At 74.7% G+C, this 20,737-nt stretch carries 15 protein-coding genes, 1 tRNA gene and 1 pseudogene; 11 read left to right on the top strand and 6 right to left on the bottom strand.

Annotated features, from left to right (window positions below):
• Nucleotides 1-271: 271 nt before the first annotated feature.
• Nucleotides 272-973 (bottom strand): TetR/AcrR family transcriptional regulator, encoded by a 702-nt coding sequence (locus BX285_RS11110; protein WP_121177429.1) that lies wholly within the window; start codon nt 971-973, stop codon nt 272-274.
• Nucleotides 974-1,121: 148 nt separating this feature from the next.
• Between BX285_RS11110 and BX285_RS11105 the strand changes: the two genes are divergently transcribed.
• The 4 genes from BX285_RS11105 (at nt 1,122) to BX285_RS11090 (ending at nt 7,662) form a co-directional block, all read left to right on the top strand.
• On the top strand, nt 1,122-2,840 hold the full coding sequence (locus BX285_RS11105; protein ID WP_257032774.1) for a carboxyl transferase domain-containing protein: 1,719 nt from the start codon (nt 1,122-1,124) through the stop codon (nt 2,838-2,840).
• Between the two features lie 165 nt (nt 2,841-3,005).
• On the top strand, nt 3,006-5,297 hold the full coding sequence (locus tag BX285_RS11100) for a biotin carboxylase N-terminal domain-containing protein (protein ID WP_121175030.1): 2,292 nt from the start codon (nt 3,006-3,008) through the stop codon (nt 5,295-5,297).
• Nucleotides 5,294-6,274, top strand: a complete 981-nt coding sequence (locus tag BX285_RS11095; RefSeq protein ID WP_257032772.1) for a hydroxymethylglutaryl-CoA lyase — start codon at nt 5,294-5,296, stop codon at nt 6,272-6,274. Before BX285_RS11100 ends, BX285_RS11095 begins: the two co-directional genes overlap by 4 nt.
• A 197-nt stretch (nt 6,275-6,471) precedes the next feature.
• Entirely contained in the window at nt 6,472-7,662 is a 1,191-nt protein-coding gene (locus tag BX285_RS11090) for an acyl-CoA dehydrogenase family protein (protein ID WP_097237822.1), read from the top strand.
• A gap of 32 nt (nt 7,663-7,694) precedes the next feature.
• On the opposite strand, the gene BX285_RS11085 is transcribed toward BX285_RS11090, so the two are convergent.
• Nucleotides 7,695-8,231, bottom strand: coding sequence for a universal stress protein (locus tag BX285_RS11085; protein ID WP_373560509.1), 537 nt, complete (start codon nt 8,229-8,231; stop codon nt 7,695-7,697).
• Between the two features lie 757 nt (nt 8,232-8,988).
• Between BX285_RS11085 and BX285_RS11080 the strand changes: the two genes are divergently transcribed.
• Nucleotides 8,989-9,765, top strand: coding sequence for an HAD family hydrolase (locus BX285_RS11080; protein WP_121177426.1), 777 nt, complete (start codon nt 8,989-8,991; stop codon nt 9,763-9,765).
• Between the two features lie 343 nt (nt 9,766-10,108).
• On the opposite strand, the gene BX285_RS11075 is transcribed toward BX285_RS11080, so the two are convergent.
• A complete protein-coding gene (locus tag BX285_RS11075) occupies nt 10,109-10,909 on the bottom strand; it encodes a GNAT family N-acetyltransferase (RefSeq protein ID WP_183107049.1) in 801 nt (266 codons plus the stop codon).
• A 980-nt stretch (nt 10,910-11,889) separates the two neighbouring features.
• On the opposite strand from BX285_RS11075, the pseudogene BX285_RS11070 reads away from it, so the two are divergent.
• The 5 genes and pseudogenes from BX285_RS11070 to BX285_RS11050 form a co-directional block, all read left to right on the top strand.
• Nucleotides 11,890-12,895: pseudogene (locus BX285_RS11070) on the top strand (helix-turn-helix domain-containing protein); the annotation flags it as partial.
• A gap of 931 nt (nt 12,896-13,826) precedes the next feature.
• A complete protein-coding gene (orn, locus tag BX285_RS11065; RefSeq protein ID WP_097237820.1) occupies nt 13,827-14,429 on the top strand; it encodes an oligoribonuclease in 603 nt (200 codons plus the stop codon).
• Nucleotides 14,430-14,552: 123 nt separating this feature from the next.
• A tRNA-His gene (locus tag BX285_RS11060) sits at nt 14,553-14,628 on the top strand.
• 176 nt (nt 14,629-14,804) lie between these two features.
• Entirely contained in the window at nt 14,805-15,251 is a 447-nt protein-coding gene (locus BX285_RS11055; protein ID WP_097237819.1) for a DUF4442 domain-containing protein, read from the top strand.
• Nucleotides 15,252-15,375: 124 nt separating this feature from the next.
• A complete protein-coding gene (locus BX285_RS11050; protein WP_121175028.1) occupies nt 15,376-16,275 on the top strand; it encodes a hypothetical protein in 900 nt (299 codons plus the stop codon).
• 147 nt (nt 16,276-16,422) lie between these two features.
• On the opposite strand, the gene BX285_RS11045 is transcribed toward BX285_RS11050, so the two are convergent.
• Both BX285_RS11045 and BX285_RS11040 read right to left on the bottom strand, forming a co-directional pair.
• On the bottom strand, nt 16,423-17,331 hold the full coding sequence (locus BX285_RS11045) for a spermidine synthase (RefSeq protein WP_121177424.1): 909 nt from the start codon (nt 17,329-17,331) through the stop codon (nt 16,423-16,425).
• A gap of 69 nt (nt 17,332-17,400) precedes the next feature.
• The gene (locus BX285_RS11040) at nt 17,401-17,916 is read right to left on the bottom strand and encodes a hypothetical protein (protein WP_259470498.1); all 516 of its coding nucleotides are present in this window, start codon (nt 17,914-17,916) and stop codon (nt 17,401-17,403) included.
• 264 nt (nt 17,917-18,180) lie between these two features.
• Here BX285_RS11040 and BX285_RS11035 point away from each other — a divergent pair, with 264 nt between their 5' ends.
• On the top strand, nt 18,181-19,815 hold the full coding sequence (locus BX285_RS11035) for a tetratricopeptide repeat protein (RefSeq protein ID WP_121175027.1): 1,635 nt from the start codon (nt 18,181-18,183) through the stop codon (nt 19,813-19,815).
• Between the two features lie 47 nt (nt 19,816-19,862).
• Here the strand turns inward: BX285_RS11035 and BX285_RS11030 are convergent, their stop codons facing one another.
• Entirely contained in the window at nt 19,863-20,519 is a 657-nt protein-coding gene (locus tag BX285_RS11030; RefSeq protein WP_121175026.1) for a histidine phosphatase family protein, read from the bottom strand.
• Between the last annotated feature and the right edge of the window lie 218 nt (nt 20,520-20,737).

The raw sequence follows: 20,737 nt of genomic DNA, 5'->3' as shown, positions 1-20,737 counted from the left end.
GCCACGGCGTTTCCGGCCCCGGTGGATTCGGGGCGGCCCGGAACGGCCCGGATCGTCCGGTCCGGCGGACTGGCCAACAGCCGGCGGCCTGCGGTGATTCCCGATCGAACCACCCGCCCCCGCGCGGCACCCGTCGACCGCCGCCCGCCTCCAGAGTCGCCGACCAGCCGCCGAACGCCCAGCGGCCGGGGGCGGGCGGAGGCCGTCCTTTGGGCCTAGGACTCCGGAAAAGGCGGGAGAACGATCCCGGACGGGCAGGGGCAGACCGGACTCAGACGCCCGCGGACGCCGAGCCGGTCGACGCCGAGCCCGCCGATGCCGGTCCGGTCGACGCCCCGCCGGTCGACGCCGCGTTGGCGGCAGCGGCGAACGCGCCGTGGGCGAGGGTGTGCAGCAGCGTGGCCATGCCGTCGCGCTGGAGCCCCGAGCGCTCGCCCTGGCCGGGGTTCGAGCCGAGGCTGTGCGGGGTCGAGTTGATCAGACCGAAAACGGCGTGCACGGCGGCCCGGGCCACCGGCTCGGCGGCGGGGTCGGCCAGCGGCGGGTAGGCCTGCCGCACCACCTCCACCCACAGCTCGACGTAGCCGCGCTGGAGCCGACGGACGGTGCGGCGGTCCTCCTCCTTGAGGTTCAGCAGCTCGCGGTCGTGCAGGGTGATCAGGTCGCGGTCGTTCAGGGCGAAGTCGACGTGGCCGCCGATCAGCGCGTCCAAGGCTGCGGCCGGGCCGTCGCCACCGCCCGCCCGGCGACGCCCCTCCTCCAACAGGCGCTCGCTGATGCCGATCAGCAGGTCGGCGAGCATCGCGTCCTTGCCGGCGAAGTGGCGGTAGAGCCCGGGGCCGCTGATCCCGACGGCCTTGCCGATCTCGTCCACGCCGACGCCGAGGAAGCCCCGGGCGGCGAACAGCCGCGCGGCCTCCCGGCGGATCTGGTCGCGGCGTGGGAGCGCGGAGGCTGTGGGGACGTTCGGCATGCTGCCCATCGTAGACAGTCGGGTTATCGACCGTTAACCTGGGCGGCGTAAGTTAACGTTAATTAACGTGGGACTCCATGGGCGCACCGGCGGCCGGCACGGCAGCGGGGCCGCCCACTCGGTGCCGAGGGCAAGGGAGCTCTTGGGAATGGTCATCTCAACCGTCGGCGCAGCCACCGGCGCCCGGCTCAGCCCAGTGAACGGCGCAGCGAACGGCGCAGCGGCGGGTGCCGTAACACCCGCAGCGGCCGCGCCGGCACCCCGGCTCGGCACCTCCGTCGACCCCGGCTCGGCGGCCTACCTCGCCAACGCCGAGGCGCACCGGGCGCTGGTGGCCGAACTGCGGGCGAAGCTCGACGCGGCCGCTCTGGGCGGTGGCGCCAAGGCCCGCGCCCGGCACACCTCGCGCGGCAAGCTCCTCCCCCGCGACCGGGTGGACACCCTGCTCGACCCGGCCTCGCCCTTCCTGGAGCTGGCCCCGCTGGCCGCCGACGGGATGTACGACGGGGCGGCGCCGGCGGCCGGTGTGATCGCCGGCATCGGCCGGGTCGCCGGACGCGAGGTGGTGGTGGTCGCCAACGACGCCACCGTCAAGGGCGGCACCTACTACCCGATGACGGTGAAGAAGCACCTGCGCGCCCAGGAGGTCGCGCTGGAGAACCGGCTGCCCTGCATCTACCTGGTGGACTCCGGCGGCGCCTTCCTCCCGATGCAGGACGAGGTCTTCCCGGACCGCGACCACTTCGGGCGGATCTTCTACAACCAGGCCAGGCTCTCCGCCGCGGGCATCCCGCAGATCGCCGCCGTGCTCGGTTCCTGCACGGCCGGCGGCGCGTACGTCCCGGCGATGAGCGACCAGGCCGTGATCGTCCGCAACCAGGGCACGATCTTCCTGGGCGGGCCGCCGCTGGTGAAGGCCGCCACCGGCGAGGTGGTCACCGCCGAGGAGCTGGGCGGCGGCGACCTGCACTCCCGCACCTCGGGCGTGACGGACCACCTGGCCGAGGACGACGCCCACGCCCTCTCGATCGTCCGCACGATCGTCGCCGGACTCGGCCCGCGCGCGGCCAAGCCCTGGCCGCTCGCCCCGGTCGAGCCGCCCGCCGTGGACCCGGCGGGCCTGTACGGGGCCGTCCCGGTCGACCCGCGCACGCCCTACGACGTGCGCGAGGTGATCGCCCGGCTGGTGGACGGCAGCCGCTTCGCCGAGTTCAAGGCCGAGTACGGCGCGACCCTGGTCACCGGCTTCGCCCGGATCCACGGCCACCCCGTCGGCATCGTCGCCAACAACGGCGTGCTGTTCTCCGAGTCGGCCGTCAAGGGCGCCCACTTCATCGAGTTGTGCGACCAGCGGGGCATCCCCCTCCTCTTCCTGCAGAACATCACCGGGTTCATGGTCGGCCGTCAGTACGAGGCGGGCGGCATCGCCAAGCACGGCGCCAAGATGGTCAACGCCGTCGCCTGCACCCGCGTCCCGAAGCTGACGGTGGTGATCGGCGGCTCGTACGGCGCCGGCAACTACTCGATGTGCGGCCGGGCCTACTCGCCCCGCTTCCTGTGGATGTGGCCGGGCGCCAAGATCTCCGTGATGGGCGGCGAGCAGGCGGCCTCCGTCCTGGCCACCGTCCGCCGCGACCAGTTGGAGGCGCACGGCGAGCAGTGGCCGGCCGAGGCGGAGGAGGAGTTCAAGCGCCCCGTCCGCGAGCAGTACGAGCGTCAGGGCAACGCCTACTACGCCACCGCCCGGCTCTGGGACGACGGTGTGATCGACCCGATGGACACCCGCACCGCCGTCGGTCTCGCCCTCACCGCCTGCGCCAACGCCCCGCTGGCACCGCCCGCTCCGTTTGGCGTCTTCCGCATGTGACGCCGCCCGGGTGTCACCCCTGCCCCGGTCCTGCCCCCTCCCTTCCGGGTGTGGCACCCACGGACCGGGGTGACACCCACGGCGCCGGTCCTGCCCCGGGCCGGCGCCGACCGCCCACCGCCACCTCCTTCGTACGGCTCCCCTCGACCCGGAGGAACGCCTCCCATGTTCGACACAGTTCTGGTCGCCAACCGCGGCGAGATCGCCCTGCGGGTGATCCGCACCCTGCGGCGGCTCGGTGTCCGCTCGGTCGCCGTGTTCAGCGACGCGGACGCCGACGCTCCGCACGTCCGCGAGGCGGACGTCGCGGTCCGGCTCGGCCCGGCCGACCGCAGTGACAGCTCGGCGGCCGAGACCTACCTGCGGACCGACCAGATCCTCGCCGCCGCCCGCCGCACCGGCGCCCAGGCCGTCCACCCCGGTTACGGCTTCCTCGCCGAGAACCCCGGCTTCGCCCGCGCCTGCGCCGACGCGGGCCTCGTCTTCATCGGACCACCTCCCGGTGCGGTCGAGTTGATGGGTGACAAGATCAACGCCAAGGAGGCCGTCCGGGCCGCGGGCGTCCCGGTGGTCCCCGGCAGCCAGGCCAGCGCGCCCACCGACGGGGATCTCGTCGCCGCAGCCGACGAGATCGGCTACCCCGTCCTGCTCAAGCCGTCCGCCGGCGGCGGCGGCAAGGGCATGCGCCTCGTGCGGGACCGGGCCGACCTGCCCACCGAGATCGCCGCCGCCCGCCGCGTCGCCCGCACCGCCTTCGGCGACGACACCCTGCTGCTGGAGCGCTGGGTCGACCGGCCGCGCCACATCGAGGTGCAGGTGCTGGCCGACGCCCACGGCACCACCGTCCACCTCGGCGAGCGCGAGTGCAGCCTCCAGCGCCGCCACCAGAAACTGATCGAAGAGGCTCCCTCCGTTCTCCTCAATGCCGAGACCCGTGCCGCGATGGGCGCCGCGGCCGTCCGTGCCGCGGAGTCCTGCGGCTACACCGGGGCCGGCACCGTGGAGTTCATCGTCCCCGGCATCGACCCGGACGCCCCCTCCGCCGCCGAGGGGGTGCGGGACTTCTTCTTCATGGAGATGAACACCCGTCTCCAGGTGGAACACCCCGTCACCGAGCTCGCCGTCGCCGTCGGCGCCGACTCGGCCCGGCTCGACCTGGTCGAGTGGCAGCTGCGCGTCGCTGCCGGTGAACCGCTCACCTTCACCCAGTCCGACATCTCCTTCCTGGGCCACGCCATCGAGGCCCGCATCTGCGCCGAGGACCCGGAACGGGACTTCCTGCCCACCGGCGGCCGCATCCTCACCCTGGACGAGCCCCGGGGCGAGGGCATCCGCGTCGACTCCGGAGTCGCCCCCGGAACCGTCGTCACCAGCGCCTACGACCCCATGCTCGCCAAGGTCATCGCGTACGGGCCCGACCGCCCGACCGCGCTGCGCCGGCTCCGCGCCGCGCTGGCCGACACCCGCATCCTGGGCGTCACCACCAACACCGGCTTCCTGCGGCGGCTCCTCGCACACCCCGAGGTCGTCGCCGGCCGACTGGACACCGGCCTGGTGGAACAGACGGCCCGGCAGCAGCCGGCCCTGCTCACCGCGCCGTACTCCCCCGCCAACGCGACCGCCCCGGCCGGGACCGCGACGCCCGCCCACCCCGGGGACGGAACCGACGCCGCGGCGACCGAACCGCCGTCGCCCTCCCACCTCCTCTACTTTGCGGCCGCGCTGGCACGGCACCTGGAACTCACCCCGGCCGCCGCCCCCGGCGACTGGACCGACCCCTTCTCCCTTCCCTCCGGCTGGCGCCTGGGCGGCACCCCCGCCTGGACGACCCACCGACTCCGTACCCCCGGCCAGGACCCGGTCTCGGTGCGCATCCGTTCGATCACTGCCGGCAACGTAGCCGATGCCACTGACAATCCCGTCGGGCTCACCCGCGAGGTGGAGCTCCGGCTCGACGGCGGAGCGGTGCACCGCGCCCGCGCGACCCTGGCGGGCGACCGGCTGCACCTGACCGTCGACGGCCTGCAGACCACGTTCTCGCTGGCCACCGACACCACCCCCGGCCTCGCCGCCGGCCCGGTGACCTGGCTCGGCGTCGAGGGCGACGCCTGGCCCCTGCACGGCTACGACCCGGCCGTCGAGAGCGCCGCCGGGGCCGGCGCGCACCACGGCGCCCTGACCGCCCCGATGCCCGGCACCGTCACGGTCGTCAAGACCACGGCCGGCGAGACCGTCCGCAAGGGCCAGCCCCTGCTCGTGCTGGAGGCCATGAAGATGGAACACGTGATCGCCGCGCCGCACGACGGCGTGGTGGCCGAACTGCGGGTCACCGCGGGCGCCACCGTCGCGATGGAGGACCTGCTGGTCGTGGTCGCCCCGGCGGAGGAAGCCACGGCCAGGGACGCCCCGGCCGAACCGGACGCCGCTCCCGCCGAGCCCGCGGAGGTGCGGTCGTGACCGCCCGCGAGCCCGATGCCCTCGACCTGGGCCTGCCCGACCCGGTCCGCGCCCCCGGCCTGCCCGAGGAGGTCCGGATCCACGAGGTCGGGCCGCGCGACGGGCTGCAGAACGAGAGCTCCCTGGTGCCGGTCGAGGTCAAGGCCGAGTTCATCGCCCGGCTCGCGGCGGCCGGCCTGCGCACCGTCGAGGCCACCAGCTTCGTTCACCCGAAATGGGTACCGCAGCTGGCCGACGCCGAGGAGCTGATGCCCCGGCTCGCCGGCCTGCCCGAGCGCCACCCGGGCCTGCGGCTGCCGGTTCTGGTGCCCAACGAGCGCGGCCTGGACCGCGCGCTCGCCCATCACGCCACCGACATCGCGGTGTTCGCCAGCGCCACCGAGACCTTCGCCCGGCGCAACCTCAACCGCTCGGCGGACGAGGCCATGGCGATGTTCCGTCCGGTCGTGACGCGGGCCGTCGAAGCCGGGATCGCGGTCCGCGGCTACCTCTCGATGTGCTTCGGCGATCCCTGGGAGGGGCCCGTCCCGGTCGACCAGGTGGTCCGCTTCGGCGTCCAGCTGCTGGAGATGGGCTGCTCGGAGCTGAGCCTCGGCGACACCATCGGCGTGGCCACCCCGGGCCAGGTCAGCGCCCTGCTGACGGGCTTCGCCTCGGCCGGGGTGCCGGCCGACCGGCTCGCCGTGCACTTCCACGACACCTACGGGCAGGCACTCAGCAACACCCTGGCCGCGCTGCGCGAGGGCGTCACCACGGTGGACGCCTCGGCCGGCGGCCTGGGCGGCTGCCCGTACGCGAAGAGCGCCACCGGCAACCTGGCCACCGAGGACCTGGTCTGGATGCTGCACGGCCTCGGCATCCACACCGGCGTCGACCTGCGCGCGCTGGTCGCGACCAGCGGCTGGATGGCCGCGCGCCTCGGCCGGCCGAGCCCCTCCCGCACCGTCCAGGCGCTGCTCGGCGCCGACCGGGGCTGACCCGCCCCGCGCCCGCTCCGGCGCCGGCCGCGGCCCGTACGGTCCGGTCGGCGCCCGGGCACCACGTTCATCTCATCGCACTCATCCCATCGCGCTCATCCCTCGACCGGACCGTACGACCGTCACACCGTCAGACGGACGCCGGTCATCCCGCTCACGCCCGCGGCCACCCCGGCCGGGGCCCCAGGAGGATCACCATGCTCGACCACCGACTCAGCAGCGAGTACGAGGAACTGCGGCGCACCGTCGCCGAGTTCGCCCAGGACGTGGTGGCGCCGAAGATCGGCGGGTTCTACGAGCGGGAGGAGTTCCCCTACGAGATCGTCCGCGAGATGGGGCGGATGGGGCTCTTCGGCCTCCCCTTCCCGGAGGAGTACGGCGGCATGGGCGGCGACTACCTCGCCCTCGGCCTCGTCCTGGAGGAACTCGCCCGCGTCGACTCCTCGGTGGCGATCACGCTGGAGGCCGCCGTCTCGCTCGGCGCGATGCCGATCCACCGCTTCGGCACGGAGGAGCAGAAGCGCGAGTGGCTGCCCAAGCTGACCTCGGGCGAGTTCCTCGGCGCCTTCGGCCTCACCGAGCCGGAAGGCGGCTCGGACGCCGGGGCCACCCGCACCACCGCGCGGTACGACGAGGCCACCGACGAGTGGGTCATCAACGGGACCAAGTGCTTCATCACCAACTCCGGCACGGACATCACCGGTCTGGTCACCGTCACCGCGCTCACCGAACCGATCGCTCGTTCGAGTGAAGAGGGCGAATTCCGCTCGCCCACGCGGGAAATCTCCTCCATCATCGTGCCCACCGGGACCCCGGGGTTCCAGGTATCGAAGAAGTACTCGAAGGTCGGGTGGAACGCGTCCGACACCCGCGAACTGTCCTTTACCGACTGCCGTGTTCCCGCGGCCAACCTGCTGGGCGAGCGTGGCCGAGGCTACGCCCAGTTCCTGCGGATCCTCGACGAGGGCCGCATCGCGATCGCGGCCCTGGCCACCGGCCTGGCCCAGGGCTGCGTCGACGAATCCGTGAAGTACGCCGGCGAGCGCCGGGCCTTCGGCCGGCCGATCGGCGCCAACCAGGCCATCCAGTTCAAGCTTGCCGACATGGAGCTGCGCGCCCACACCTCCCGCCTGGCCTGGCGGGACGCCGCCTCCCGGATGCTGCACGGTGAACCGTTCAAGAAGGAGGCCGCGATCGCAAAGCTGTACTCGTCGGAGGCCGCCGTCGACAACGCCCGCGAGGCGACCCAGATCCACGGTGGGTACGGCTTCATGAACGAATTCCCGGTCGCCCGTTTCTGGCGCGACAGCAAGATCCTGGAAATCGGGGAGGGCACGTCGGAGGTCCAGCGCATGCTCATCGCCCGGGAGCTGGGCGTCACGTCCTGACCCGAGCCCACCAGGGATTGACCGACGAGCCGTCAGGGGATCACGATCACCGGGCGGTTGGCCCGCCGCGCCAGCCGCCCGGAGACCGAGCCGAAGATCTTGCCGAGCAGGCCGTGCGTCGTGCCGACGACGATCGCGTCGGCGGCGTACTCACGGCCGACCTCCTCGATCTCGTGGCAGATGTCGCCGCCGCGCTCGACCAGGATCCACGGCACCCCGGCCAGGAAGTCCGCACAGGCGAGCTCCAGGCCGAGGACCTCGCTCCGGTGGTCGGGGAGGTCGACGAAGACGGGAGGCTCACAGCCCGCCCAGACCGTGGCGGGCAGGCGGTTGGCGACGTGCACGATCACCAGGCCGCACTGCGACCGGCGCGCCATGCCGACCGCGTAGGCGAGGGCGCGCTCGCTCGACAGCGAGCCGTCGAAGCCGACCACCACACCGTGCTGGAACACCGGGTCGAGGGACGGCGCCGACGCGTCCTGCGAGGACGGATCGGCATGCCCGAACGGGTCGGCCGCGCCGGAGGCCGCCTCCGGACGCTCGGCACCCGGGCCCAGGCGGCCGCTCACCGGAGGCCCCGCAGGGCCGGCCGGAGGCTCGCCGCGCCGCTCACGGTGCCCCGGGCGGTCGCGACGGGAGAGGCTGCCGCGGCGCGCGAGGCCGCGCAGAGCGCGCGCGAGGCCCTGCGGTACGCCGACTCCGTCTCCCCCGGTCCCTGCACCCGCACTGCGGGGCACGTCCGGTTCGACCGGTCGGGGAGGCTCAAAACCAGCCATGGCTCACGGCTCTTCGATGGAGAGGGGCCGACAGGAGAGGACAACGCTGCCCGGGCAGCAGGCCCGCCCACGGGATGACGTCGGTCTGAGCCGCGCAGCACCGTATGGACCTGTTCCTTTCAGAGTACGACGGGCGTGGGGCCGAGCCCAGTGGCGAAGCCCCGGAGCGACGTTGTTCCCGCGAAAGGGGGATGCGCCCGCCGTGGCGGTGCGCCCTGCCCGCAGGCGGTCACGCCCCCTCCGGAAAGGAGGTTCCCTGGAGCTTGACTGAGCGGGCCAGACGACGCAACAGGGCCCCCGGACACCGTGACCGGACTGTCATGGATCGGCGACGATCCGTTGCGAGGCGTCGCGAACCGTTACTCCCCGCTGCCCCGTTGCCCCGCCGCCCCCGCTGGCCCCGCCGCCCCCGAGGGCCCCTTCCGGAGCTGCCCGGTACCGGCGGCCGTACGCCAGCTGCCGGAGTCCGTTCCAGCCACTTCGTACGGCTTCGGGACGCTGTCTGGCATTTGCCAGATGCATAGGCGCGGGCGCTGGCACCATGCTGGACATGCCCCTGCTGCTGTTCGACCTCGACAACACGCTGCTCCCCCGGGACGCCGCCTTCCGGGCCTGGGCACAGGACTTCCTGTCCGAACACGACCTCCCGCCCGGCGACCTCGACTGGTTCGTCACCCTCGACGGCGGCGGCTACGTGCCGCGCAGCACCGTACTGTCCGCGGTCCGGCGCCGCTACGGCCTGGACGGGTCCACCGAGTTCCTGCTCGCCCACTACCGACGCGGCATCAACTCCCACATCCACTGCCCGCCCCGGCACATGGAGGCGCTGCGGGCGGCGCGGGCGGCCGGGTGGACGCTCGGGATCGTCAGCAACGGGGGCACCCGCCCGCAGTTGGAGAAGATCCGGCGGACCGGGCTGGGGCCGATGGTCGACGGCTGGGTCATCTCCGAGGAGGCCGACTGCGTCAAGCCGGACCCGCTGATCTTCGAGATCGCCGCCCAGCGGTGCGGCATCGCACCCACCGGGGAATGGGCCGCACACACCTGGATGGTCGGGGACCACGCGCCCGCCGACATCGCCGGGGCCGAGCTGGCCGGGCTGCGCAGCGTCTGGCTGCACCACGGCCGGCCGTGGGCGGAGAGCGGCTACCGGCCGACGCTGAAGGCGGCCGGGCTGCCGGAGGCCGTCGGCCAGGTGCTCGCGGCGCGCAACGCGCCCTCGCCCCGGCCGGGGATCCGGGCCGGCGGGTGGGGTCGGCGGCAGGCCGCCGGGGTGCCGGTCCGGGAGTCGGCCCTGCTCAGCGCGCGGTCCGGCGCGCGTGGGTAGTCGGCCGCCCCGGAGCGTCCGAGTGCGCCCGTTCCTGCGGACGGCGGGGCGGGCGGCCGGGCCGGCGACGAGTCGGGTCAGGGAGCCGGGTTCGGTGTCCGAAACCGATCCGGCGGGTTTGCCGTGATCGCCAAGGTGCGCACGGGCGCCGGGGCGGCCTCCGGCGCGCGCTCCGGCGCGCGGTCGGGCGTCGCCCGGAGCCGCGCCGGAACCGTTCCTGGAGGACCGCACGACCGCGTCGAGCGCCTTCGCCGTGGCCCCGCCCCCACCCCCACGCCGGCCTTCGCCCGGCAGCACCCCGAAGCGCACCCCGAAGCGCACCCCGCCGGCTCGGCCCCGCCGGTCAGCCCTGCGCCGACGTGCGGCTCCACCAGCAGGTTCGGGCCTGCTCGGTGAATCCGAGCGTGCGGTAGAGCGGCTCGCCGAGCGTGGTGGCGACCAGGGTGGCCGGGCGGTCCGGGTGGGCGTGGGCGAGGGCGGTCCGCAGGACGGCGCGGGCCACTCCCCGACCGCGGTGTTCGGGCAGGGTGACGACCCAGTACACGCCCGTGGCCCGGCCGTCGTCGTAGGTGAGGCAGGCGCCCGCCACGGCGCCGTCGACGCGGCCGAGCCACGCCCGCCAACCGGGCTCGCGCAGCAGTTGCTCCGGAAGTGCCTCGCCGCGGGCCCAGGGCTGTCGGGCGGGCAGCGGGAACCCCTCCACGATCGCCCGTTCGACCGACGCGAAGCTGTCGCCGCCCCTGGCCTCATCAACCGTCAGGAGACCACCCCCGGCGGCTTCCGAGGACGCGGGCAGGGTGGCCGTCACGCCCTCGACCGGCCCCGGGTCCCGGACCATCACCGGCATGAGGGGCATCCGGGCGGCCCCGAGGCGGGTGAGGTCAAGCCCTCCGTACGGGTCCTCCAGCACGAAGCCGATGGTCGACCACTCGCTCAGCAGACCAGCCAACTCCCGTTCCAGCAGGCAGGGTTCGGCGTAGCGGCGGGTCACCACGAACCGGTGCGCGTCGTCCGGGGTGCGGGCGCAGCGCACTGCCGTCAGACCCCGGGCGGTGCGGAACCGCCAGCCGTGGACGCGGGCTTGACTGAGCCAGAAGGCGGCGGCGTTGTCGTTGGCCCGTTCGAGCCGGCTGTCGGCGTTCACGGCAGGACCGTAACCCGGCGGCCCGGATGCTGCTTCCGCCCCGTCAGGCTTGGCCTGATGAAGCCTGGGAGGCGCATATCCCGCACCCGTGCGCCCTCTCGTGCACCGATGATTTTCGGTCAATTTCGCACTGCTCCCTCCCGCTTGGGCAAATCCGCAGCCCAGACCCGCCCACCGGGCACCAGGGGGCCGAGCACTCCGTGAACGGCCCTGCGACAACCAGCCACCGTTGCTTCCGCCCTCTTCACAGAAGGGTCGACGGGTGCCACGCTTCGTGATCGAATGCATCACGCCAAATTGCCATGTCGACATAGCGTCGGATGGTGAACTTGTCACAACGGCAATGGTCCACCCGATAGATTTCGATCTTGGCTAGCAGTGCCGCACCACCCACACCACACCACCGAGGGGGCTTGAGCGCCTTGAGCAGGGTGAGCAGGAGCGACGCGAGTCCTGACAGCGGCCAGGCGGTGGCCGGCACCGCGGGCCGACCCGCGAGAAGCACTGGCACCTCCGCGATCGCCACCACCCGCAGCTCCGGCGCCCCGGGCGCCGCCGCGCACCCCTCGTACCCCGCGACGTACTCCGCCGCGGCACACGCCCCCGCGGTCGGCTCGGGCACCGTCCCGGGCGGCGCCGAACACGGCGCGGCCACACCGCACGGAGGCCAGTCGCACGGAGGCCAGTCGCACGGAGCCCAGTCACACGGAGGCGGGCAGCCGACCGGCGGACAGCCCGTCAGCCGGGGCCCCGTCAGCCACGCCCCGGCCCACGGCGGCGACTACCCCGGTTACCCGGGCTACGCCGGCTACCCGGGCCAGCCCGGCTACCCCGTCGGCGTGCCGGGCCAGAACGGCGCCCCCGGTGCCAACGGCGGCCCGCTCGGCGGCAACGCCCTGGGCACCGGCTCCGGTCACGGCCCGCTGGGCCACGGCGGGCTCGGCGCCAACGGCTCCGGCGCGAACAGCTCGGCGAGCACCGTGACGATCTCCGCCCCCCGGAAGCTGTCCGGCCGGCGCCGCCGGGAGACCGTCGCGGTGCTGATCTTCGGCGGTGCCCCGATCTTCGAGAGTTCGATCCCGCTCTCGGTCTTCGGCGTGGACCGCCAGGACGCCGGGGTGCCCCGCTACCGCCTGCTGGTCTGCGCCGGCGAGGAGGGCCCGCTGGCCACCACCGGCGGCCTGACCCTCTCCGCCCCGTACGGTCTGGAGGCCCTGGCCCGGGCCGGCACGATCGTCGTACCGGCCTGGCGCTCGATCTCCCAGCCCCCGCCGGTCGAGGCGATCACCGCCCTGCGCAAGGCCCACCACGAGGGCGCCCGGATCATCGGCCTCTGCACCGGCGCCTTCGTCCTGGCCGCCGCCGGCCTGCTCGACGGCCGCCCGGCCACCACCCACTGGATGTACGCGCCGACGCTGGCCAAGCGCTACCCCCGCGTCCACGTCGACCCGCGCGAGCTGTTCGTCGACGACGGAGACGTGCTCACCTCGGCCGGCACCGCCGCCGGCATCGACCTCTGCCTGCACGTGGTGCGCAGCGACCACGGCGCCGAGGCGGCCAACGCGCTGGCCCGCCGCCTGGTGGTGCCGAGCCGCCGCGGCGGCGGAGGACAGGCCCAGTACATCGATCAGTCTTTACCGGAGGAGATCGGCAACGACCCGCTGGCCGAGGTGGTCACCTGGGCGCTGGAGAACCTCAACCAGCAGTTCGACGTCGAGGTGCTGGCGGCTCGCGCCTACATGAGCCGGCGCACCTTCGACCGGCGGTTCCGCACGCTCACCGGCAGTGCGCCGCTGCAGTGGCTGATCACCCAGCGGGTGCTCCAGGCGCAGCGGTTGCTGGAGACCTCGGAGCTGTCGGTGGACGACGTCGCCCGCCGGTGCGGGTTCCGTTCGCCGGTGGCGCTGCGCGGGCACTTCCGCCGCCAGCTCGGGGTCTCCCCGGCCGCGTACCGGACCAGCTACCGGGCGCGCCGTCCCGGGCAGCAGCCGCCCACCGCGGCCGGTGCGCACGGCGGTGACCTGCGGCTGGCCGGTGCCCTGCCGCACGCGGCGGCCGGCGCCGCCGGGATGGCGGGCGGGTCGCTGTTCGCCGGTGCGCACGGCGCCCAGGCGGCGCAGCCGTTCCCGGGCGGGCCGGGGGCTCAGGCGCCGGTCGGCCCGCACGGGCAACCGGTGCACGGGCAGCCGGCCCACGGGCAACCGGTGCACGGGCAACAGGTCGGCCACGGCCAGCCGGGGGCGCACGGGCAATCCGGGGCGCACGGCCAGCCGGCCGGGTACGGCCCGGGACAGGCCGGGACACCGGCCGCCGCCCAGGCCTTCCACGCCCGGGCGGGCCAGCCGTACCCGCACCAGCAAGCCGCGCAGCAATCGCACCCCGGGCAGCAGGGTGCGGTCGGGCGCGGTCCGGTGCGGGGTCCGGTGGTGCCGCCGCAGATCGGTCCGGGCGCGGGGGCGGGACGTCCGCCGCGCACCGCCGAGCACGCGGCGGCCGAGGACGGCCACCCCCAGCCCGGGGCTCGCGGCCAGGGCCAGGGGCACCGCAGCGCGGTCGAGCGGCCCGCGGACGAGCCGGGTACGGCCGGACGCGGCCACGGCGCGGCCGCCGGACGGCTGCCGTCCCCCGCCGGGCAGCCGGCGGCCGGGGCCGGCGAGCTCCGCGGCCGGCAGGCGCGGGCACCGCAGGCCGTCCGTCCCCAGGGCGGACGGGCGGGCGCCGAGGGTGCCCGGGCGGCGCGCGAGGGCCGTCCCGGGCGGGACGGCCACCCGGTCCGCACCGGTCGGGAGGGCGAGCACCCGGACGGCCCCGGCACGCACGACGGAGCCGAGGAGCACCAGGCCGAGGCCACCGCTGCGGCCCCCCGCTCGGCACCGCCGGTGCCCGCGGCGCGTGATCGCGCCGTAGGGTGAGTTGCGTGAATGACCGTTTGGTATGGATCGACTGTGAAATGACCGGCCTCGACCTCGACCGGGACGCCCTGGTCGAGGTCGCGGTGCTGGTGACGGACTCCGAGCTGAACATCCTCGGCGAGGGCCTGGACGTCATCATCCGGCCGCCGGCGGAGGCGCTGGCGAACATGCCCGAGGTGGTGCGCGCGATGCACACCGCCTCCGGCCTGCTGGAGGAGCTGGCGCAGGGCGTGACCCTGGCCGAGGCCGAGGAGCGGGTGCTCGCGTACGTGCGCGAGCACGTGCCGGAGGCCGGGAAGACGCCGCTGTGCGGAAACTCGGTGGCGACCGATCGCGGCTTCCTCGCCCGGGACATGCCGGCCCTGGAGAAGCACCTGCACTACCGGATCGTGGACGTCTCCTCGATCAAGGAGCTGGCCCGCCGCTGGTACCCGAAGGCGTACTACAACAGCCCGCCGAAGGGCGGCAACCACCGGGCGCTCGCCGACATCCGGGAGAGCATCGACGAACTGCGGTACTACCGCGAGGCCGTGTTCGTCCCCCAGCCCGGCCCGGACGCCGACACCGCGCGCGCCATCGCCGGGAAGTACCAGACCCCGGCCGGCTGATCCGGGTCCGGGAGGGTGCCCACGACCGCGGGAAGGAAACCGTGGCGCGAGCACCCTCTCGGATCCTGTAGAGTTCTTCCTGTCGGAACGGGAACGCGAGAGCGGGAACGGACCGGACAGATGGTGGGTGTAGCTCAGTTGGTAGAGCACCTGGTTGTGGTCCAGGTGGCCGCGGGTTCGAGTCCCGTCACTCACCCCAGAGCCCGAGGGGCCGATCTCTTCAAGAGGTCGGCCCCTCGGGCGTTTTCGCGTTCCTTCAACTGTGCCCGGTGGCCCGGCTTTTCCGGTCGACGTCCGGTCGACGTCCGATGCACTTCAGCTCGATCTCCGGTCGACCCCTGCCGCCGAAAGCTACCGGCTAGTAACATCGTCGCCATGACCACACCTACGATCGGCCAGATGCTCGACGCCACCGTGCCGATGGCGCACACCCTGAAGCTTGAGTACCTGGAGACCACCCCGGAGCGCGCCGTGCTCCGGCTGCCCGACCAGCCCGCGTACCACAACCACGTCGGCGGCCCGCACGCCGGCGCGATGTTCACGCTCGCCGAGTCCGCCAGCGGCTGCATCGTGCTCGCCGCCTTCGGCGACCAGCTGTCCCGGGCCGTGCCGCTCGCCGTCAACGCCGAGATCGCGTACAAGAAGCTCGCCATGGGCGAGGTCACCGCCACCGCCGTGCTCGGCCGCCCGGCCGCCGAGGTCGTCGCCGAGCTGGACGAGGGCGGCCGCCCCGAGTTCCCCGTCACCGTCGAGATCACCCGCGCCGACGGCGCCGTGACCGGTGTGATGACGGTCACCTGGACCCTGCGCCCCAACTCCTGACCGCCGCGCGCCCGGTGGCCCCGGGAACACCACCTCGGGGCCGCCCGTGCGCTGACCGTCCGTGCGCTGACCGCCCGTGACGGTCGGCGTGACCTCACCGCCGGTCCGCTCGTTCTCAACTCACATGCGAGCCATTCACGCGACCAAGCCCCAGGAAGCCGCCCTCCGCGGCGGCAGCGGAGGGCGGCGCGGGATCGCCCGCCGGCTGCCCCGCCCCCGGGCCGTCGCAGCCGGCGGGGCCCTGCTCGCACAACTCTGGGGCCTCGGCGCCGCGGGCGCGTACGCGGCGGCCGCCGACCCGCTGCGGGAACCGGCCCGGCCCGCCGTCCGACACGTCCCGCACGGCACGCCCCTGCTCGGCTCACCCGCGCTCGGCCGGCCGGCGCTCGACGGGCAGTCAGCCGAACGTCCCGTCGGCCAGGGGCAGTCGGCGGCCGGGACGCCGGACCGCTCCCCCGGGTCCGTCGGGGTGCCGGCCGACGGCGGACCCCTCGAAGGGACCGCCGGAGCGATCGGCGGCACCCTGCAGGAGCGGATCCGGGCCGGCGGACTCCCCCTGCCAGGTCAGCCGGCCGCCGTCCCCGACGCCTTCGCGATCGCCTCCGGCCTGACCGGCACCGTCCCCGCCCAACGCCGCGCCGCCGAATCCCACCCGGCCCAGGAGGTCGCGCCCACCGGGCTGCCCGCCACCGGCCACCTGCACCCCGGCACCACCCGCTCCGCCGATCCGCGGCGAGCCGGGAGCACCGAGGCTCCGCCGGTCCCGGCGGAAGCGGCGGGCGCGACCGACACCGCGACCGCGGGCACCGTCGGCCACGACGGCGCGGCAGCCATCCCCGCCGCGGCCGTCTCACCCGGCGGCGACGGGACGCCCGAGACGCTCGCCATCGCCGACACCGCCACCGTCACCCCCGCAACCGAAGGCTCCGCCACCGCGACCGCCGTCCTCGCGCCGATCGCCGCCGGCCTGTTGCTCACCGGTGCGGCCATGTGCAAGCACCGCGGACTGCCCCGCGGACACTGACCGGGCCGGCCTGCTGTCGGCGCGGGTGTGCAGAGCACGGCGGCGGGCTCCAGCAGCGGAAGTTCGCGCCCAGGAGCCGAACCTGGCGGGACGCCGACCGAACCGGGTGGCCCCGCCGTCGGATGGAACGGCGGGGCCGGTGGCTTGTCAGTGGAAGACGCCCGGGGGTGGCTCCGGGGAGGGCGCGGCGGTGGCGTCGGTGGCCGGGGTGGCTCCGGCGGCGAAGTCGGTGAGGGGGCGGCCGTGTTCGACGCGGGCGTGGGCGGGGTCGGAGGCCGCGCGGCGGGTGAGGTCGGCGACGGGGAGCGGGGTGTGGGCGGCGGCCAGGACGAGGTTGCCGAAGCGCTTGCCGCGCAGCACGGCCGGGTCGGCGATCAGGCAGAGTTCCGGGAAGACCGCGCCGAGGGTGGCGACCTGGGAGCGGGCGAAGGGCAGGGCGGCGCCGTCGGCGATGTTGGCGGCGTACCAGCCGCCGGGGGCGAGGGCGCGGGCGGCGAGGGTGGTGAACTCGACGGTGGTGCAGTGGGCCGGGGTGCGGGCGCCGGAGAAGACGTCGGTGATGACCAGGTCGACGGTGCCCTCGGGGGTGCGTTCCAGCACGCTGCGGGCGTCCGCGCCGCGCACCTTGATCTGCCAGCCGCGGTCCAACGGCAGTTCGGTGCGGACGAGTTCGGTGAGCGCGGTGTCGATCTCGGCGACCTGCTGGCGGGAGCGCGGCCGGGTGGCGGCGACGTAGCGGGCCAGGGTGAGGGCGCCGCCGCCGAGGTGCAGGACGGTCAGCGGGCGGCCGGGCGGGGCGACCAGGTCGATCAGGTGGCCGAGCCGGCGCTGGTACTCGAAGCCGAGGTGGGTGGGGTCGGCGAGGTCGACCAGGGACTGCGGGGCGCCGTCGATCAGCAGCGACCAGGCGGCGGGGCGGTCGCGGTCGGGCCGCAGTTCGGCCAGGCCGGAGCCGACGGGACGGGTGAGCGGGCCCTGGGCGCGGGTGCGTCCGTCCGGCCCGCTGGTGTCCACCGTCTCGCTGCCGCGGGCGGCCCTGTTCCTGCTTCGTCCCATGTCGGCCATTATCGCCGCCGCGCGGGACGGCTCGGCCGGACGGCCCGACGGGGCGGAGCCAGCGGTCGGCTAGAACGGGCCGAGGCCGCTCGCGGTGAGCGTGCAGGCGGCCTCGCAGAGGGCGGAGCGGAGAACCCAGGCGTCGGTGGGACGGGCGGCGCGGCCGGCGCCGGCGGGGGGGAGCACCCAGCGGGGGTCGGTGGCGGCCGGGACGAGGGCGCCGGCCGTACAGGAGCTGCCGGGCAGGTGCCAGGTCTCCCAGGTGCCGGCCGGGACGAGGAAGGAGAGGGTGCTGCCGTTGCGGCTCTGGTGCACGGCCCCGCAGGCGCGGCGCAGCCGCAGGATGTCGACGGCTTCCAGGCCGTGCCGCAGGGCGACCGTCACCGTGTCGCAGCCGGTGACGAGGATGCCCTCCTCGGGGGCGGTGCGCTCGCGCCGGGGACCGCCGCACGGCGCGCGGCCGCCGTCCACCGGACCCCGGCCGGGGATCCGGTCGTCGGCGGGGTCGGGGAGCAGGGCGGGGGCGGCGCCGGCGAGCACTCCCCCGGGGACGGGTCGGTACTGCGGCAGTCCGGTGGCCATCATGGGCCCTCCTGTACCTCGTCGGATCCGGAAGCACAGCCGCCCGGAGGGGCCACCGGGCTGGGACGGGGCCGGTGGCGACGGCCTTGGCTTTTCCACGTACCAGGACAACGCCGCGAACACACCCCAGGCCACGGGGCGCCTTACAGCAAGGCATGGCATTTCATGGCAGATATCCCGCAACATCGGCCGCTTTGCCCGGTATTGTCAGCAAATCTCCCACAAACCCAATGTGTCCAACCGGTGACTCCGAGTACTCTCGGCGCCATGGCAGCCACCCCACCGGCCGAGCCGAACCGACCGTCCCCCAACGCCGTCATGCGCGCGCTGCGCGGCGACCGCTCCCCCGGCGAGTTCGCCATGGCGGTGCGCCGGGCCGCCCGCGAGATCGGCGAGCACGTCTCCTGCGACGCCCGCTACATCGGGCGGGTCGAGTCCGGTGAGATCCGCTGCCCCAACTACGCCTACGAGCGGGTCTTCCGGCACATGTGGCCGGACCGCACGCTCACCGACCTCGGCTTCGCCCCCCGCACGTCCGTCCGCCGGCGCCCGGCGGACGGCGGCGGACGGGCCGAACCGCCCCCGCTCCACCCGCCGTTCCCGCCCCTGCCCGCCCCGCGCTCACCACTCTCCACTCAACTCCCGTACGCTGCCTCGCCGTACGCGGATCCAACCGTTCCGGACGGGCCCCGCTGGCCGAGTCCCGGCGCGGTGCCCCGGGGGCTCGATGGATCGCCCTATCTCGACGAGGAGAACGACGACGTGCGTCGCCGTACGTTCCTGGCCGGCGGCACCACCGCGCTGGCCACCGTGATCGGCATCGACCGAACGGCCGCGGCCGCCGGTCGACCGGCCGGTACCGACGGCGCCTCCGGTGTGCTCACCGGCCAAGGCGCCCTTCCCGGTGCGGAGTTCGCCGCACCGTCACTGCTGGCCGGCGAGCCGCTGCTCGGCACCGACCGGGTGGTGCCCGGCCGGCCCGGGCCGGTGCCCACCCTGCGCAGGGTCGGCACCGCCGAGGTGCTCGGGGTCGAACAGGCCGTCCGGGACATCCGGTTGGCCGACGACGCGCACGGCGCCGACGCCCTGTACGAGCTCGCCGGGCAGTCGCTGCGCAACGCGTACGTCCTGCTCAACGAGGGCGAGTACAGCGCCGAGACGGAACGCCGGCTCCAAGCCGGAGCGGGCGAACTCGCCATCTCGGTGGGCTGGTTGGCACACGACTCGAACCGGCTCGCGGACGCCCGCTCGTTCTACGCCGAGGCGCTGGCCACCGCCCGGATGGCCGGGGACTCCGCACTGGAGGCACACGTCTTCTGCAACAGCGCCTTCCTCGCCCGGGACGCCGGCCGCCCGCGCGAGGCGCTGCGTGCCGCCCAGGCCGGGCAGGTCGCCGCCCGGGAGCTGGGCTCCTGCCGGCTGCTCGCGCTGCTGGCCATGCGCGAGGCCGGCGCCTGGGCCCTGCTGCAGGACCGCACCTCCTGCGAACGCGCGCTCGGCCGGGCGTACGCGCTGTTCGACCGCGGCACCGCCGAGGGCGATCCGGAGTGGATGTCCTTCTTCGGCGAGGCCGAGATCGCCGGCCTCCAGTCGCAGTGCTGGTCCGCGCTCGGCGACTGGGACCGCGCCAGCGAGCAGGCCGGGCTGGCCATAGCGCTGCAGAAGCCGCACTTCGTCCGCAACCGGGTGCTGTACACCGCCGAGCTGGCCCACGACCGGCTCGGCCGGGGGGACCTGGCGGGCGCGGCGCACCACGGCTCGTCCGCCGTCGCGCTGTTCGGTGACGTCCGCTCGGCCCGGATCCGGAGCATGCTGGCGGACACCGCCGGGCGGCTGCGCCCGCACGCCGGGGTGCCCGAGGTGCGCCGGTTCCTGGCCGAGTACGAGCGGGCGGCCGCCTAGGACCCGTCCGGCGGTACTGGGCCCGTCAGCGCCCGGTCCCGGATCCGTCAGTGCCCGGCGTTCAGGCCGTCCAGGTGGGAGAGGTCGTTCCAGATCTCCACGGCCGGGGCGCCGTACTCCCAGGACAGCACGCAGAGTGCGGCCGTGCCGAGCTTGAACCGCTGGGCGAACTCGGGCTGCAGGCCCAGCCAGCGGGCGGCCAGGATGCGCAGCAGGTGGCCGTGCGCGAACAGGACGACGTCCCGGTCGGCGCAGTGCATCTGGGTGGTGTCCGGCTCCGGGACGCCGTGCTCCTGGTTGAGGTCGGCGAGGAAGGCGTCCACCCGGGCGGCCACCTCGGAGAGCTTCTCGCCACCGGGCACGCCGTCCCGCCAGATCAGCCAGCCGGGGTGGTCGGTGGCGCGGATGTCCACGCCGGTGCGGCCCTCGTACTGGCCGTAGTCCCACTCCATCAGCTCGGGGCGGTCCACCGCGCGGTCGCCGAAGCCGGCCAGCGCGCAGGTCTCCTTGGCACGGCCGAGCGGGCTGGTGTAGACGAGCGCGTCCGGCAGCCCGTTCCAGGGGGCCTTGGCGAGGCGGGCGCCGAGGGCCCGGGCCATCGCGCGGCCTTCGTCGGTCAGCGGGATGTCGGTGCGGCCGGTGTGTCGGCCGGTGGCGGACCACTCGGTCTCGCCGTGGCGGACCAGCACGATTCGGGCGGGCATGGGAGGGCTCCTCGCAGCGGGGCGGTGGCAACGGTCGGTCTCACCCTTGAGCACCGGGCTCCATGATCCCTCACCGGGGCGGCGGCCACGATCGCGGGCCGGTGCCTACGGCCGCGGGCGGGCTCCGGACGGCCACCGGCGGCCCGGAACGGCCCCGGCCGCTGCCGCGGACACCCGGTCTCCGCCGCGAACACCCGGTCCGCACCGCGTTGTCGGAC

It is taken from the genome of Streptomyces sp. 1114.5 (assembly GCF_003635085.1).
Classification (GTDB): domain Bacteria; phylum Actinomycetota; class Actinomycetes; order Streptomycetales; family Streptomycetaceae; genus Kitasatospora.
Note: the sequence above shows the minus strand (reverse complement) of the source record. Positions and strands in the feature narration are given on the sequence as shown.